Below are 13,976 nucleotides of genomic sequence, written 5' to 3'. Positions count from 1 at the left end.
TTTCCGTAAAATTCGATTCGTTCCGTTTTCGTATGAGTTCCCACAAATTCGATTTTTCAGAATTACTTTGAAACGAATCCGCAAAACCGTCGGACTTCGGATCTTTTCGAGTCAGATTTTTATCATTCTAAGGTCACCTGAATTTCTGCGGGTATGTTTTTCCATTCTTCCGAATTTCGACTCTTGTAAAAAATCGGAGATTGAATTTCGTCCCAGTTTTCCGCGCGGAATAAATCGATACTTTCTTCTCCTTTTTTAAACACACGGGAAGATTCGTCCGATGCGGGTTTTACAGCTTGCACCGGAGCCCAACCGAAACCCGGAATGTAAACGTCCATCGTATCCTTAAAGGAAACCGAATTTGGTCCGGCGATTGTTGCGGTATATTGGGAACGAACCGGAACTCCGGAATCCAAAAGACTCTTTTTCAAAGAAGGCATCGTGCTGCGGAATAATCGCGCGTCGAAGATCTTATCCACGTAATACGAATTCTTTTGAACGTCGAGAGGTTCGCCCTTCAAGAAAGGTTTTAGATCGTCTCCGATTCTTTCCTTCTTTTCCAAGAAGTCGTCCGTCACGTAATAACGAATGTTCTGCGTTCTAGCTTCGAAAGAATATTCTAAGGTTTGTTTTCCTTTGACGTCGTCCACGCCCAAAACCTTTACGAACGCTCTTCCGTTTCCGATAAAATCCTGTTTGAATCCGGGCGCGGCAATTTTGAGATTCCGGATTCTCTGATGTTCCGTAGTCGGGGGTTGAAAAATTCCGAGAGAACCTCCGGCGATCGAAAGTTCGTTTAATGAAAACGTTATGCGAACTTTCATCAGATGGGTCGCTTCACCCGAAGCGATAAATCGATCGGTTTCGACGAACGAAACTTTTCTCACTTCTTTTCCGGCGCGATCGACCACGAAGATTCTGCTGCCCAAAAAAACCATTCCGCGGATTTCCTTGGAAGGAGTTTTGATCGACCCTGTAATGGAGCCGTTGTTCGGATTATATCGATAGATGTTTCCATCGGAAGAATCGGAGACCCAAATCGAATCTCTTGCAAAAACCAAATCCCTCGGTTGAGCGCGGTCCGTTAAAAAACCTCCGATCAACTTACCCGTGGCTTTATCTAAGATGGAAATCTTTCCATTCTCCTGATCGAGAATGTATAACAGTGAATCTTGGCTGGCTATTCCTCCGATCTTTTCGATCGGAACCGGAATTCTTTCCGTAACTCCGCCTGTGTTCGGTTCCACTTTTAAAACGAGCTTTCTCGCTCCGACGAAAATTCTCCCTTCACGCGGATCAAAATTGATCCCGGTCAAAAACGGAATGTTCAGCGAAAACGATTCTTGCCTTCCCGATGGGTCTACTCGATACAAGGATCGATGCGTAGAATCGATGTACCAAAAATTCGTTCCGTCGTATGTGAAACCGTACGCGTTCTCTGTAAGTTTGATTTCCTGATCTTGGGAAAAAATCGGAGTCGAAATGAAAAATACGAACGCAACTAAATACCTGAAAAAACTGACTTGAGTGAAATCCATAGCTCCTCTGCAAGACCGGGTCTGTTTATATCAGTTCCGAGTTGGATGGGAGAAGGCACAAAAATGAAAATCAGCGCGAACAAAATCAAAAGGCCGCCGATCTTTCGAACTCGATCCAAGGGAACCACCGGGTCAGGGACAAAAGGGTGTTCTACTTTTATGATGAAATAAATCAGGAAACCCCACAGTAACCAGGAAAAATTCCAAAGACATAAAAGCAAAAACCCCGTAAAAAGATAATAAATCCAATTCCGATATTTTTCACCAAAAATGGAATAAATAACGTGGCCGCCGTCGAGTTGACCGAAGGGAAGAAGGTTGATCGCAGTCACCAGTAATCCGACCCAACCCGCCTGCGCCAACGGATGAATCCAAACGTCTTGAACCGCGGGATCAAACGGTCCTAAGATCCACTGATTGATAAAAATCGTGAAAAGAGATTCTCCGAAGGAAATGATTCCCGGATTCCCTCGGACAGTGTCCATCGGAACCAGAGAAGACCAGTAGATTCCTAAAACGTAACAAGGAACCGAAAGAATCAAGCTCATCAACGGTCCCCAGATTCCGATGTCGAAAAGTTGTTTTTTATTTCGAATCGGCTCGAGGATTCGAATCACCGCTCCCATCGTTCCAATCGGCGCGAAAGGAACCGGAATAAAATACGGCCAAGTCGCTTTAACACCGTAATATCGCGCCGCCAAAAAATGTCCCATCTCATGCGCTAAAAGAATTATAATCAAAGAAAGCGAATACGGAAGTCTAAGAAAAAATAATTCTTTTAAATACTGAACCGATAGGAAAGGAATTTCGAAAAATTCACTTTGAAACGTGAGAGTCAGAAAGGTAAGGATGAACAAGATGACGTGTGTTGAAAATCGAGATTGTTTCAATCGTTATTCTATTCTTTTCGGAAAGAATCCTCTTTACATGGTACGGCGAATTTTTAGCCTTTTATATTAGTTTGGCGAAGACCGGAGATTGACAGTTGTTCGAGAACATTAAATTTATCAAGAAGTATGATCCAGCCGCTAAGTCGTATTTGGAAATTATACTCTGTTATCCTGGTTTGCACGCGCTTTGGTTTCATAAGCTCGCTCATTTTCTTTATCGGATAAAACTTCCCTTAATTCCAAGGATGATCAATACTTTTTCCAGATTCATCACCGGAATCGACATTCATCCAGGCGCTCAGATCGCGAACGGAATTATGATCGATCACGGTCACGGAGTCGTGATCGGAGAAACCGCTACCGTAGCAAAAGGTTGTTTGATCTATCAAGGCGTCACTTTAGGTGGAACAGGAAAAGAATCCGGTAAACGTCACCCTTCCTTACTGGAGAACGTGGTCGTCGGAGCGGGAGCGAAAATTCTCGGGAATATCACCATCGGTAAAAATGTCAGAGTCGGAGCCGGTTCCGTGGTGATGCGAGACGTTCCGCACGATACGACCGTGGTCGGAATTCCGGCAAAAGTCGTTCGTTCCAAAATGCCGATCGGAGAAGAAGGCGAACATATGCTGGATCACAATGAAATTCCCGATCCGGTCGCAAAAGTATTCTCTATCCTGCTCGAACGAATCGAAACTCTTCAAAAAGAAATTCACGATTTAGGCAAAGACGGTGGCCATCATACTCCGTTGAAAAAGGAAAAAGACAATCTGGAAGAGATTCTGGACGAGTTCATCCACGGCGGGGGAATTTAACCGATCTTTTTGAGTCGGAACTACGACCGGCTTCTTTTCTTTATTTTAAAACAGAATCGCAAAATTCCGAAAACCGAATTCTAAATCGAATCGATTCCGTTTTTCGGAATTGATTTTTCGAAAGAACGTTTTCTTCTATTGGGATGAAAAAACGAATTCTTTCCATTTTGATCGTATGGCTCGGTGTCATCGGAATTCTCAATTGCAATCTGCTGATTTCGAACGAACAAATCTGTTCCAAGGAAATCGAAGAATTCGATAAATGTTTTCCGGTTCTGCTTTTAGCGATTCCTGGTTGCGTGGATCCGAGTTTAAACACCTGCGGTTTTGCCGTTGTGGAAACGGCGAAAGAAATCTGTAGAGGAAGAATGAAGCAGGATAGTTGTCGCGCGCATCGTTAAAACGAAAAGCCCCGTTGAACGGGGCTTTTCGTTGCGAGGGAACGTTTATCGAAAAGAAACGATTACTTTTTTGGAATAAAGCAGTCGATCCCGTCCGTTTTTAATTTCGATTTCAGAGATTCGGCTCCTGTTCTGCTGCCGAAATCGCCCAACTGAATTACGAACAAACCGTCTCTTGTAAATACGAACGTCTTTTCTCCGTATTCTTGTCCGAGACTCGCTTTGTACGCTTCCGCTCTGGTTTGATCGCGGAAAACTCCCACTTGAACGGTATAACCTTTCGGAGAACCTTTGATATACTTTCCACCCGCGATCGGTTTGTTCGGATAATCCGATTTTTGCGGTTGAAGTTTTTCCGGTTTTCCTTCATCGCCTAACAGAGCGTCTTCGTCGTCGTTGTTTTCAAGGTCTTCGGATTCATCACCCGCGGCTCCTCCGCGCTTTACGACTTTGATTCCTACTTTTGCGAGTCCCACGTCTTTGAATTCCAGCGTGTCTGCCGCTTTTTCGGAAAGATCGATAATTCTATCTTTTACGAAAGGTCCTCTGTCGTTCACGCGAACCAGCACTTCTTTCTGGTTTTCCAAATTCTGAACACGGATGATCGAACCCAAGGGAAGAGTCGGATGCGCTGCGGTAAGTTTCGTTTTGTCGAACTTTTCTCCGCTTGCGGTCGGTTTACCGTGAAATTTCGCTCCGTACCAAGAAGACATTCCGATTTCGTCGAAATCTCCGCCGGAATTGTTGGATTTTTCAGGAGGTTGAGCCTTTGCATATTTTTCAACGTTCAGCTCTTCCTCGAACGATCTCCGTCCGGGTTTTTGGGAAGCGGATGAACCGGATTCTCTATCCATGGGAGCGATCTCTTTTTCAAAAAAGATCTCGGACGGATCTCCGGAAGCGCTGACGCTTCGTTTCGATTCAACGGATGCGCAAGACGTAAAAATAATCAGGGCAACTAAGATTGCTATTTGTTTCATGTTTCCCTCGGGTCCTAGTGATTCCTTTATCCAATCGGCCGAATCGAAAAATTCCATTACAACTTTTTCGGTCGCCCCAGTTCGAAATCCGGCCGATAGTTGTTCTATGACCGGGACAGATATCAGCAAAATCTTCAATCAGGCGTTGGCCTTGGAAAAACAGGGAAAACAGCCGGAAGCGATTCAGCTTTACGAAAGTCTGATCCAGGCTCAGCCGAAGTATCAAAAGTCGTATCTGAATCTCGGCGCCCTTTATTCCAAACAAGGGAATTCCAAAAAAGCGATCGAAGTCTATCAAAGGGCGCTCGATATCGGAAAAACTCCCGAGCTCTATTACAATATCGGAGTGGAACTTTATCGAACCGGGGAAATAGAAACCGCCGTAAGATCCCTCAAGAAATCCCTCGAAATCGAAAAGAGATTTTTAAAGTCGCATATCCTTCTCGCATATTGTTATCGCCAACTCGAAAAGGATGATAAAACCGAACTCTATCTTACGAACGCGATTCGACTCGATGCAAACAATCGAATGGCGTTGACCGCGCTCGCAACGTTATACTTTGAAAAGGAACGCTGGAAAGAATGTTTGGAAACGGCGGAAAAGGTGAACAAACTTTATCCGGGCGATTCGAGAATACAGGTGTTGATCTCGGAAGTTCATACCCGCTTGGGAAACTTCAAACAATCCTTTGAAATTCTCAAACAAGCCACTTCGCAGTCGAAAGGATTTACTCGATTTTCGGACGCGATCGAAGAAGCGAAGAAGAATCCGGAAGAAGCCGCCTTTTTCGATTCTCTGGAAAAACTTACGAAAAACAAACTCGATGAATTCCGTTCCAAATTCGAGATGAGCAAAGAAAATCCGGAAGACTTCGCTCCTCCGAACCCGCAGGATGCACTTGATCTTTCACTCATGTATTTGTTCCATGGCGATAAAGAACGCGCTCTCAAGTACATGCTCTATGCTCAAAAACAATTGGAAGAATCCGGTGCCCAAGAAGGCTGATCCGACGGTTCAACAAAAACAAAACGTCCTGCTTCAAAAAAGAAGTCTTCCGTTTCTGCGGTTCGAACTTCTATCGCTCGTATTACTCGCGTCTCTTTTTCAATTTTGTATTTATCCGATCCGCGAAGCGGAAGTATTGGAAACCGATCCTTCCTTTTTATATTTGAATTCATCCGAATTTTCTCAAGCTGAACTGGAAACGATTTCTTCCGTTTGGAAAGTAAGAGGTCTTCGCGGAAAGGGGACCACCGCGGAAGATAAAAACAATATCGGCGTTCTTTTAGCGAAGAATTCCCTTTTGGACGACGCGGAAGCCGCTTGGAAAGAATGTCTGAAACTTTCCGATCACAACCCGGTCTGTTTTTCCAACTTGATCCGCATGCATTATCTGATCGATGAATACGATCTTGCAAAAGAGGAAATCTCTCTTTATTTGAAATCCGCAAAGAAGGATCAGATTCAACAATTTCGCAAACTATTGAATACGCAAAACAGAAGAGAAGAAACGGTTTTGTTGCTCGACGTTCAATCCAAGATTCCCGGAATGGAAGTCGTTTCTTGGGAAGAATTAAGCGCCTATTTTCTTGAAAAGCAGGACTTCGAAAAAGCGTATTACTATTTGGAAAGAATTCTCCAGATCAATCCGTATCACAAAAACGCACGAGCATCGATGGTCCTGCTCGCGCACGACTTGGAAAAGTGGGACGACCTTTTGATGTTCGCGATGAATCTTCATTCGACGGACGACAAAATCCCCGATTTGAATTATTATATCGCGAAAGCATATTACGAAAAACGAAATTACTCCGAGGCACTGGAGTGGATTCGAAAATCTCCCGAATCGGAAAAGGAAACGGTTCCCTTCATTGAACTCTGGAAACGGATTCTTTTGTCCGTAAATCCGAACGCGGACTTACATCCGATTCTCCCTTATATCAAACGAATGCAGGCAAAAGGTTTACAAATCCGGGAAGAAGAGATTTTACCGACGCTCAATCCTGCCGGCAAGAAAACGATCGAAGACATCAAAGTCGGACGTTAATCCGTGAATGCATCTGTACTAGTTGTTCCGACAAACAACCCTATATAAAAAGTTCTTGTAAACTTCTGCAAAAATAAAACGGAACTCGTTCACGAACAACGAAGAAGATTCCAAATACGCAGAGCCTGTCTCAGATTTTTCGGTTCGTGCGTTCTGATATATTCCACTTTTTGAATGGAAAGATACAATTCAGCGATCACGGTCGCGATTTCGCGTTCGTTCACTTCCAAACCGCCGAGTGCGTTTCCTAAAAACGATTTCTTCGTAACGGAAACCATCATCGGTGAGAATTCCTCTTGAAGAGTTTGGATTCTTCTTAAAACCTCAAAGCTGACTTGAAAATCGGGGCTGAGAAAAAATCCCATTCCCGGATCAAAGATCAATTGTTCCTGCGGAATTCCCGCTTCGATCAGAGTCTTTTTTCTTTCCCGAAAAAATCCGACGATTTCGGAAATCACGTTATCCTGCGTAAGGTGAGAATTCTTTTCCGCGCGATTGGATTGATTGTGCGAATACATGAGAATGAATTTTCGATCGCTGCCCGCAAACTTTGAAATTTCACGAACGGATTCAGAATCCACAAAACCGCGGATATGATTGATAAATTCGGCTCCGGCTTCCAAGGAACGAGCAATGACTTCCGGTTGAAACGAATCGACGGAAACACGAACTCCCTTTGCGATCAGATCAGGGATCAAATTCTTCATTCTCACCCATTCGATTTCGGGCCCGACCAAACCCGCTTGGATATTGGAAGATTGCGCACCGATATCGATCACGTTTGCGCCTTGAGACACAAGGGATTCGGCCTTTTGCAAGGAAGCAGAATGAGTCAGATATTTTCCACCGTCCGAAAACGAATCTTCAGTGATGTTCAAAACTCCGAAGATCACGGGAGAATGCTCCGAAGAATTCGTATCCAGCTTACTTTCCATCTTTAAAAACTCCGAACCAAGACCGATACTTTAAGGGAGATCCTGAATTTAAACTAAAAACGGCAACTCTTCTACATTCTTTTTGGAGTGATTCATGCGTCCTTTTTTGAAATCGATTTTCTTTTTATTTTTCTGCACACTCGCGCCCGTTTTTTCGCAGCCCTTGCCGGATCTTCCCGAAAAACAATTCGGCCAACCTCTCAACACACAAAACGACGAGTACAATCCGATCATCAGCCCTGACGGCAAATACGTCGTGTTTCAATCCAATCGTCCCGGCGGCGAAGGCGGAATGGATCTTTGGATTTCCGAAAACGTCCGCTACATGGACAAAGAAATTCCCGCCGAATGGACCAAGCCGGTAAACATGAATCAGAACATTCGGGAAGAATTGAGACGTCCTTCCGTTCCGGGCGTTCGCAAACCGAACTTATTCAACTCGAACGCATTCGAAGGCGGCGTTTCGATTTTATTCGACGCAAACCATGCACCTTCCGAAATTTATTTCACATCCACGATCAACACGGCTGTGGGCCGTACCGGTTTTGAAGGTTTGAACATTTATAAAACCGTAAAAGACAAGAAGACCGGAAGATGGACCGATCCCGAACATCTCAACGAAATCAATTCCAACTTCAACGAGAAGATGCCTGCGATTTCACCCGATGGAAACTTTCTGATCTTTTCATCGGATCGTCCGGGCGGTTACGGAGATTTCGATCTTTGGATCTCGGTTCGAAATACGAAAAATGGAACTTGGTCTCAACCGAAAAATTTAGGAGCGCCTCTCAATTCTTCCGAAAGCGACATTCTTCCGTTTATTCATCAAGATGGAGAACAACTCTATTTCAGCTCCAATCGCGAAGACGAAAGAAAGAAGTTCAAACTCTACCGGATCTTCCTCCGATATAAAACCGCGTTAGACAGCATGTTGGAAGACGAAGAAGAACCGGAAGAATCACCGACCGCGAAACAAAATGAAAACGTCGTTCCGAAAGTGGATCAATCGTCTTTGTTGCTTCTTCCAAAACCGTTTAACACGGACAAATGGGAAGGATTCGACAACGAAGGAATCAGCTTTGATCGAGATGGAATTTGGGCTTATATTTCTTCCAACCGCACGGGAGGAGAAGGTCAGTTCGACATCTATCGCTTTCAGGTCCCGGAATCTCTCCGCAATTCTTACGCGCTCAACTTCAAGGGTTTGGTTTTGGACGGTTCCGAAAAAACGATGATCGGATTGGATTCAACGTTGAAGATTTACGACGGAAACAAACCTGCAACCGTAATCACTTCCAAACGGATCGGAGGCGATCTCACAAAAGGAAAGCCGTCGAACTTCTCTGCAAATCTTCAAACGGGAAGAGTTTATCGTGTTGAGATCAGTTCTCCCGGATTTCATCCTCAGGAAGACGTTCTCGATCTGAGAGGAAATATTGGAAAGAATCGAAAGATTTATAGAACGTACGTGCTTCTTCCCATCAAAACCGGAGAAGGAAAAACGGAAGAAACGAAAGCCGAACCATCCGTTGAGAATCAAACTCCGACTTCCGCAGCGATGAAAGTGGTTGTAGCGGACGCCACAACGAAACAAATTATTTCCGATGCAAAAGTCACACTTTTTACACCGATCAATCGAAAAGGAGAATCTCTGATTCAGGAAACGGATAAGAAATCCTTTTTAGTCAATAAATTGCCGGAAAGCGATTTCGAATTATTTGCGACCGCTCCGAAATATATTTCCGAAAGTGTGAACATCGTTCAAAAAAATATTTCCAAAAATGGAACCGTGACGATTTTTCTTAAAGCGGAGAAGGACGTAGATCCGATCTATAATCTACAACTTTACTTCGAATTTAATAAAACAAAAATCACGGACGAGAACAAAAAGTTCCTAGCGCCTCTTGTAGACTATCTTGTTAAAAATGCGTCCGATAAAATTGAAATCGGGGGGCATACGGATAACGTCGCCTCGAAAGAATACAATACGAGATTGAGTGCTAAAAGGGCTCGTAACGTTTATGAATATCTTCTTTCTAAGGGGATTTCGGAAAAACGGATGAAAGTCAGAGCCTATTGGTATTCGCAACCGGAAGCTGATAATGAGACAGAAACTGGCAGAGCAAAAAACAGAAGAGTGGGTTTCAGAAAGCTCTAAGGAGTTTTCATGACGGTACAATATCAAAAATATCTGCAAGCTCCCAGGTCTTGGGAAACGATCCAAGACCTGAATAAGATCAAATATATTCTCAAGGAATACATTCACTTTCAGGGTTTGCTCGTTAAAGAATCCCCTTTTCATCAGGAATTGAAGCCGATGGAAATCCGGGAAGACGGATCGTTCGTATTTCCCATCGACTCAACTCTTACGAACGTCGACGACGAACTCGTTCTATATAGAACTCTTTCCAAACATATAGAAATCGGATTCGAAGTGATCGAAAAAACCGATTCTCAGATCGTTTGCAAACCCGTTTTCGCAAAAATCGCGAAAACCCAAAGAATGTCACCTCGCATCGAAGGGTTGATCGGCAAAGTCATTTCGCATAAGTTTTTGATTCCTAGAAAAGAATTAGAAATCAATAAAGTACTTGGAACTTCCGGTCAGATCATCCTCAACGATTTGAATCGCAAGGTAAAAGCGATGTATCCGAATTCCAAACTCGTATTCAGTTCTTCTAAAGAACTCACGCCCGAGGAAGAACTCGTAAAAAAATTCAAAAAGCCGATCTACATCCCCGATACGTCGGTTTTGGACACCGGTAAAGAAGGCGAATTTGCAAACCTGGATCTTCTTCCGATCAAAGAAGTTCTTCAAGAAGAATTGATTCTCGAAGAAAGAATGCGTTTCTTTAAAGGAAGCAAAACCCGTTCTCTTCTTATTTATCCGATCGTCTTTCAAAACGGAGGTGAAGCTCAAATCTTTGCGATGGGTGTGATCGAATCGAGCGAAGGTCCGATCTCAGATAAAGTCATCCCTTTGTATAAGGAGATGGAAGAGATTTTCAATTCGAGAATGGGAGATTCCAACACGAAATCGTTAGACATCAGACAAAACGTCCTGAACATTTCGGAAGGTGGAATTCTTCTTGAGGTTACCGAATCCGAACTGATCGAATCCTTTCTTCACAAACCGGTTTTTACGGCCGATATCACCTTTAAGATGCAAGCCCCGCTGCGATTTGCGTTTCATATCCGACATATTTCTCAAGTCGGAGAAATCTATCACGTGGGTGCAGAAATAGTTGGCTCCAACGATGCTAAGGCAAATATGACTCTATTGAAGAAAAATATGAACTTCATTAAGACTCAGTAATTTGCCTTGGAAAATCAGAAGAACTTTTTAACCACAGCGCCCTACAAAGGTACCAGAGATTTTTATCCGGAGGAAATGCGCCTCCGGAATTGGATGTTTTCCGTTATGCGGGAGACAGTTTTGTCTTTCGGGTATCAAGAATATGACGGACCCATCCTCGAGTCGTTCGATCTTTACAAAGCCAAAAGCGGAGAAGAGATCGTTGAGCGACAATTATACGATTTTATCGATAAGGGAGAACGCAGAGTCGCGATTCGTCCCGAAATGACGCCGACGCTTGCAAGAATGGTCGCGGGAAATCTTAGAAATCTTCCCCGTCCCGTTCGTTGGTTTTCCATTCCAAACCTATGGCGTTACGAACAACCGGGCAAAGGGAGACTTCGCGAACACTGGCAGTTGAACGTGGATCTTTTCGGCGTGGACACACACCGTGCGGAACTCGAAATTCTTCTCATTGCGGATTCCATCTTACAAAGATTCGGAGCGCCCACCGGATCGTATCAAATCAAAGTTTCGCATAGAAAACTTCTGGATAGTTTTTTAAAGAATTCGCTGAAACTCAATGAAAATCAAGTTCACGGTGTTTCCAAACTTCTGGATAAAAAATCCAAAATTACGCCCGAAGCCTTTCAAGCCGAGATTAAACCTCTACTAAGCAATTTCGACGAGCAGCTCGCTTTGATCGAAACCTATCTCGCTTCTAATTTAGAAACCGTTTCAAAAATACCGGGAATCGATCCTGATTCCGTTTCATTCATTCAAAACTTATTCAAAGAACTCAAAGAACTCGGAGTCGACAAACAACTTGTATTCGATCCTTCCATCATCCGCGGTTTTGATTATTATACCGGATGTATTTTCGAGGTATTCGACACGAATCCCGAAAACAGAAGATCTTTGTACGGCGGAGGAAGATACGACAATCTCATCGGATTATTTTCCAAGGAACAACTTTCGGGAATCGGTTTCGGCTTGGGCGATGTGACCTTAAAAAACTTCTTAGAAGGCCACAATCTAATTCCCGACTTGAGCAGGGAAAAAACGGTTTTTCTTCCGATCATGGACGAAGCGCTGTTTGTGGAAACATTCAAACTTTCCAAAGAACTTCGCGAGAATGGAATCCTCACCGAAACGATGTTAGATTCCGCAAAAATCGGAAAACAAATTCAGGTCGCGGAAAAAAAAGGTTATCGTTACGTACTGTTTCTTGGAGAATCGGAAATTCGTTCGGAAACGGTTCAAATCAAGGACCTTGTTTCCGGAGAACAAAAGAGCCTATCGAGAAAAGGGCTTGCCGATATTCTGAAAAAAGACTTTCGACTTTGATACAAATCGTAGACCAAATCGATTTTTCACTCTCTACTTGGATTCGGACCAATCTCCACAATCCTAAGTTGAGTCACGTCCTTTCCAAAATCAATCGCGGAGAAGTTTTTCTTATCATTCTTCTTCCGTTTCTTTATTTAAAGAGCGATCTTCCGATTGCCTGGTATTGGGTTTTGCTTTTTACCGGGCTTGTGACCTATGCAAACGACCGCTTTGTTTTATTCCTCAAACGCCTGATCGCGAGAAAACGGCCGTTGATTACCGTCGCCGGCAAAGTGGATTCGAATCCGGACATGAAACATTCGTTTCCGTCGGCTCACGCGGCGAATTCGATGACTGCGGTTTTGATTCTTGTGCTTTTGTTTCAGTTTTCTCCGGCCTTGATTCTGATTAGTTTCTTAGCCGGAGTTGGTAGGTTGCTTTCTCTACATCACTTCGTAAGCGATGTGATCGGCGGTTGGATTATCGGAACGTTTTTCGGTTTCGCCGGTTTATTTCTTGGAAGCGCTCTTCTTCGGTTTTGCTGCTCCTGAACCCGCTTTCGATCCCAATGCATCCAATGTAAGTTTATGACGAACCTCGCCTTCGTGAGTGATCGTCGTAGAAGAAAGAATCTCGTCGTTCAGATCGAGATTGATCTTCTTATCCTTAATCAAAAGTTTGAGAAAGTTTAAAACGTTCTTGCTGAACATTTTAGAAGCGTCGCTCGGAATGGAACCCGCAAGGTTTTTGTGACCGATCACGGTTACACCTTTCGGAGTTACGACATTCTGTCCGTGTTTCGTATATTCGCAGTTTCCGCCCATGGAAGAAGCGAGATCCACGACTACGGAACCGGATTTCATGTTATCCACGATTTTTTTCGTAATGAGCAACGGAGCTTTTCTACCCGGAATCAAAGCGGTAGTGATGATTACATCCGCTTTCTGTGCATATTTATCGATGGCTTCTTGCTGACGCTTTTTATATTCTTCGGTTTGTTCCACCGCGTATCCGCCGGCAGCCGCAGAGTGAGAAGCGCCTTCCACTTCCACGAACTTAGCGCCGAGAGAGTGAACTTGTTCCTTTACTTCCGGTCTTGTATCGAATACGTCCACAACCGCTCCTAATCTTCTGCTGGAAGCGATCGCTTGTAAACCTGCAACCCCCGCTCCGATAATCAGAACGGAAGCCGGAGTAATAGTTCCCGCTGCGGTAGTAAGCATCGGGAAAAAACGAGCCAAGTGAGAAGCGGCAAGAAGAACCGCTTTGTAACCCGCAACGGTTGCTTGAGAAGAAAGCACGTCCATAGACTGTGCTCTGGTGATTCTCGCGATCGCATCCAAGCTGAGAACTTCGACTTTTTTAGCCGCGAGTTTTTGGATGGTTTGTGCGTTCATCGCAGGTTGGAACATTCCGAGATAGATTGTTCCCGATTTAATCTTTGCTAAAGTCGCAGGATCTGCGAGGTGAATGCTCACGATGATATTGGACTTACTGAGAACGTCCTGACGAGATACAAGACTCGCTCCGGCTTTCTTATAATCTTCGTCATGATAGAAAGATTGTTCTCCTGCGCCCTTTTCTACGAGAACGGTTGCTCCGATCTTTTTCAATGCGTCGACGATATCAGGAGTTACGGATACTCTTGTTTCTTCTTTAGCTTCTTTTAGAATTCCAATATTCATAATTTATTCCCGGTGATTGATTCAATAGCGTTTCCGGACGCGTTTCGGTAAAGTACGTCCAGA

General features: G+C 44.0%; 13 protein-coding genes. 8 read left to right on the top strand and 5 right to left on the bottom strand.

Going from position 1 to position 13,976, the window contains the following annotated elements:
• Positions 1-122 precede the first annotated feature (122 nt).
• The gene (locus tag DLM76_RS05920) at positions 123-1,538 is read right to left on the bottom strand and encodes an NHL repeat-containing protein (RefSeq protein ID WP_118964662.1); all 1,416 of its coding nucleotides are present in this window, start codon (positions 1,536-1,538) and stop codon (positions 123-125) included.
• A complete protein-coding gene (locus DLM76_RS05915) occupies positions 1,502-2,428 on the bottom strand; it encodes a site-2 protease family protein (protein WP_118954457.1) in 927 nt (308 codons plus the stop codon). The genes DLM76_RS05920 and DLM76_RS05915 overlap by 37 nt, the downstream gene beginning before the upstream one ends.
• A gap of 95 nt (positions 2,429-2,523) precedes the next feature.
• Between DLM76_RS05915 and cysE the strand changes: the two genes are divergently transcribed.
• Positions 2,524-3,240: a serine O-acetyltransferase gene (cysE, locus tag DLM76_RS05910; RefSeq protein WP_118954458.1), complete on the top strand. Its 717-nt coding sequence runs from the start codon at positions 2,524-2,526 to the stop codon at positions 3,238-3,240.
• 143 nt (positions 3,241-3,383) lie between these two features.
• Positions 3,384-3,641, top strand: coding sequence for a hypothetical protein (locus DLM76_RS05905; RefSeq protein ID WP_118954459.1), 258 nt, complete (start codon positions 3,384-3,386; stop codon positions 3,639-3,641).
• A gap of 62 nt (positions 3,642-3,703) precedes the next feature.
• Here the strand turns inward: DLM76_RS05905 and mpl36 are convergent, their stop codons facing one another.
• Entirely contained in the window at positions 3,704-4,621 is a 918-nt protein-coding gene (gene mpl36 / locus DLM76_RS05900; protein WP_118954625.1) for an RlpA family plasminogen-binding lipoprotein MPL36, read from the bottom strand.
• Positions 4,622-4,727: 106 nt separating this feature from the next.
• On the opposite strand from mpl36, the gene DLM76_RS05895 reads away from it, so the two are divergent.
• Positions 4,728-5,627, top strand: a complete 900-nt coding sequence (locus tag DLM76_RS05895; RefSeq protein WP_118964661.1) for a tetratricopeptide repeat protein — start codon at positions 4,728-4,730, stop codon at positions 5,625-5,627.
• A gap of 55 nt (positions 5,628-5,682) precedes the next feature.
• Complete coding sequence (locus DLM76_RS05890) at positions 5,683-6,669, top strand: tetratricopeptide repeat protein (RefSeq protein ID WP_118964943.1); 987 nt, start codon at positions 5,683-5,685, stop codon at positions 6,667-6,669.
• Between the two features lie 89 nt (positions 6,670-6,758).
• Here DLM76_RS05890 and folP read toward each other — a convergent pair whose 3' ends face one another.
• Positions 6,759-7,604 (bottom strand): dihydropteroate synthase, encoded by an 846-nt coding sequence (gene folP, locus DLM76_RS05885; protein WP_118964660.1) that lies wholly within the window; start codon positions 7,602-7,604, stop codon positions 6,759-6,761.
• 94 nt (positions 7,605-7,698) lie between these two features.
• Between folP and DLM76_RS05880 the strand changes: the two genes are divergently transcribed.
• From DLM76_RS05880 to DLM76_RS05865, 4 genes are read left to right on the top strand one after another with little or no spacing between them, the layout of a single operon-like run.
• Positions 7,699-9,762 carry an OmpA family protein gene (locus tag DLM76_RS05880; RefSeq protein WP_118964659.1) on the top strand — a complete coding sequence of 688 codons (2,064 nt, stop codon included), beginning with the start codon at positions 7,699-7,701 and terminating at the stop codon, positions 9,760-9,762.
• A 9-nt stretch (positions 9,763-9,771) separates the two neighbouring features.
• Complete coding sequence (locus DLM76_RS05875) at positions 9,772-10,920, top strand: DUF1577 domain-containing protein (RefSeq protein WP_118954463.1); 1,149 nt, start codon at positions 9,772-9,774, stop codon at positions 10,918-10,920.
• Between the two features lie 6 nt (positions 10,921-10,926).
• A complete protein-coding gene (hisS, locus tag DLM76_RS05870) occupies positions 10,927-12,246 on the top strand; it encodes a histidine--tRNA ligase (protein ID WP_118954464.1) in 1,320 nt (439 codons plus the stop codon).
• Entirely contained in the window at positions 12,243-12,779 is a 537-nt protein-coding gene (locus DLM76_RS05865) for a phosphatase PAP2 family protein (RefSeq protein ID WP_118954465.1), read from the top strand. The genes hisS and DLM76_RS05865 overlap by 4 nt, the downstream gene beginning before the upstream one ends.
• On the opposite strand, the gene DLM76_RS05860 is transcribed toward DLM76_RS05865, so the two are convergent.
• The gene (locus tag DLM76_RS05860) at positions 12,738-13,913 is read right to left on the bottom strand and encodes a Re/Si-specific NAD(P)(+) transhydrogenase subunit alpha (protein ID WP_118964658.1); all 1,176 of its coding nucleotides are present in this window, start codon (positions 13,911-13,913) and stop codon (positions 12,738-12,740) included. The genes DLM76_RS05865 and DLM76_RS05860 overlap by 42 nt on opposite strands.
• Between the last annotated feature and the right edge of the window lie 63 nt (positions 13,914-13,976).

The sequence above is a fragment of the Leptospira yasudae genome (assembly GCF_003545925.1).
GTDB classification, from domain to species: domain Bacteria; phylum Spirochaetota; class Leptospiria; order Leptospirales; family Leptospiraceae; genus Leptospira; species Leptospira yasudae.
This window is presented reverse-complemented; position numbering and strand designations above follow the sequence as displayed.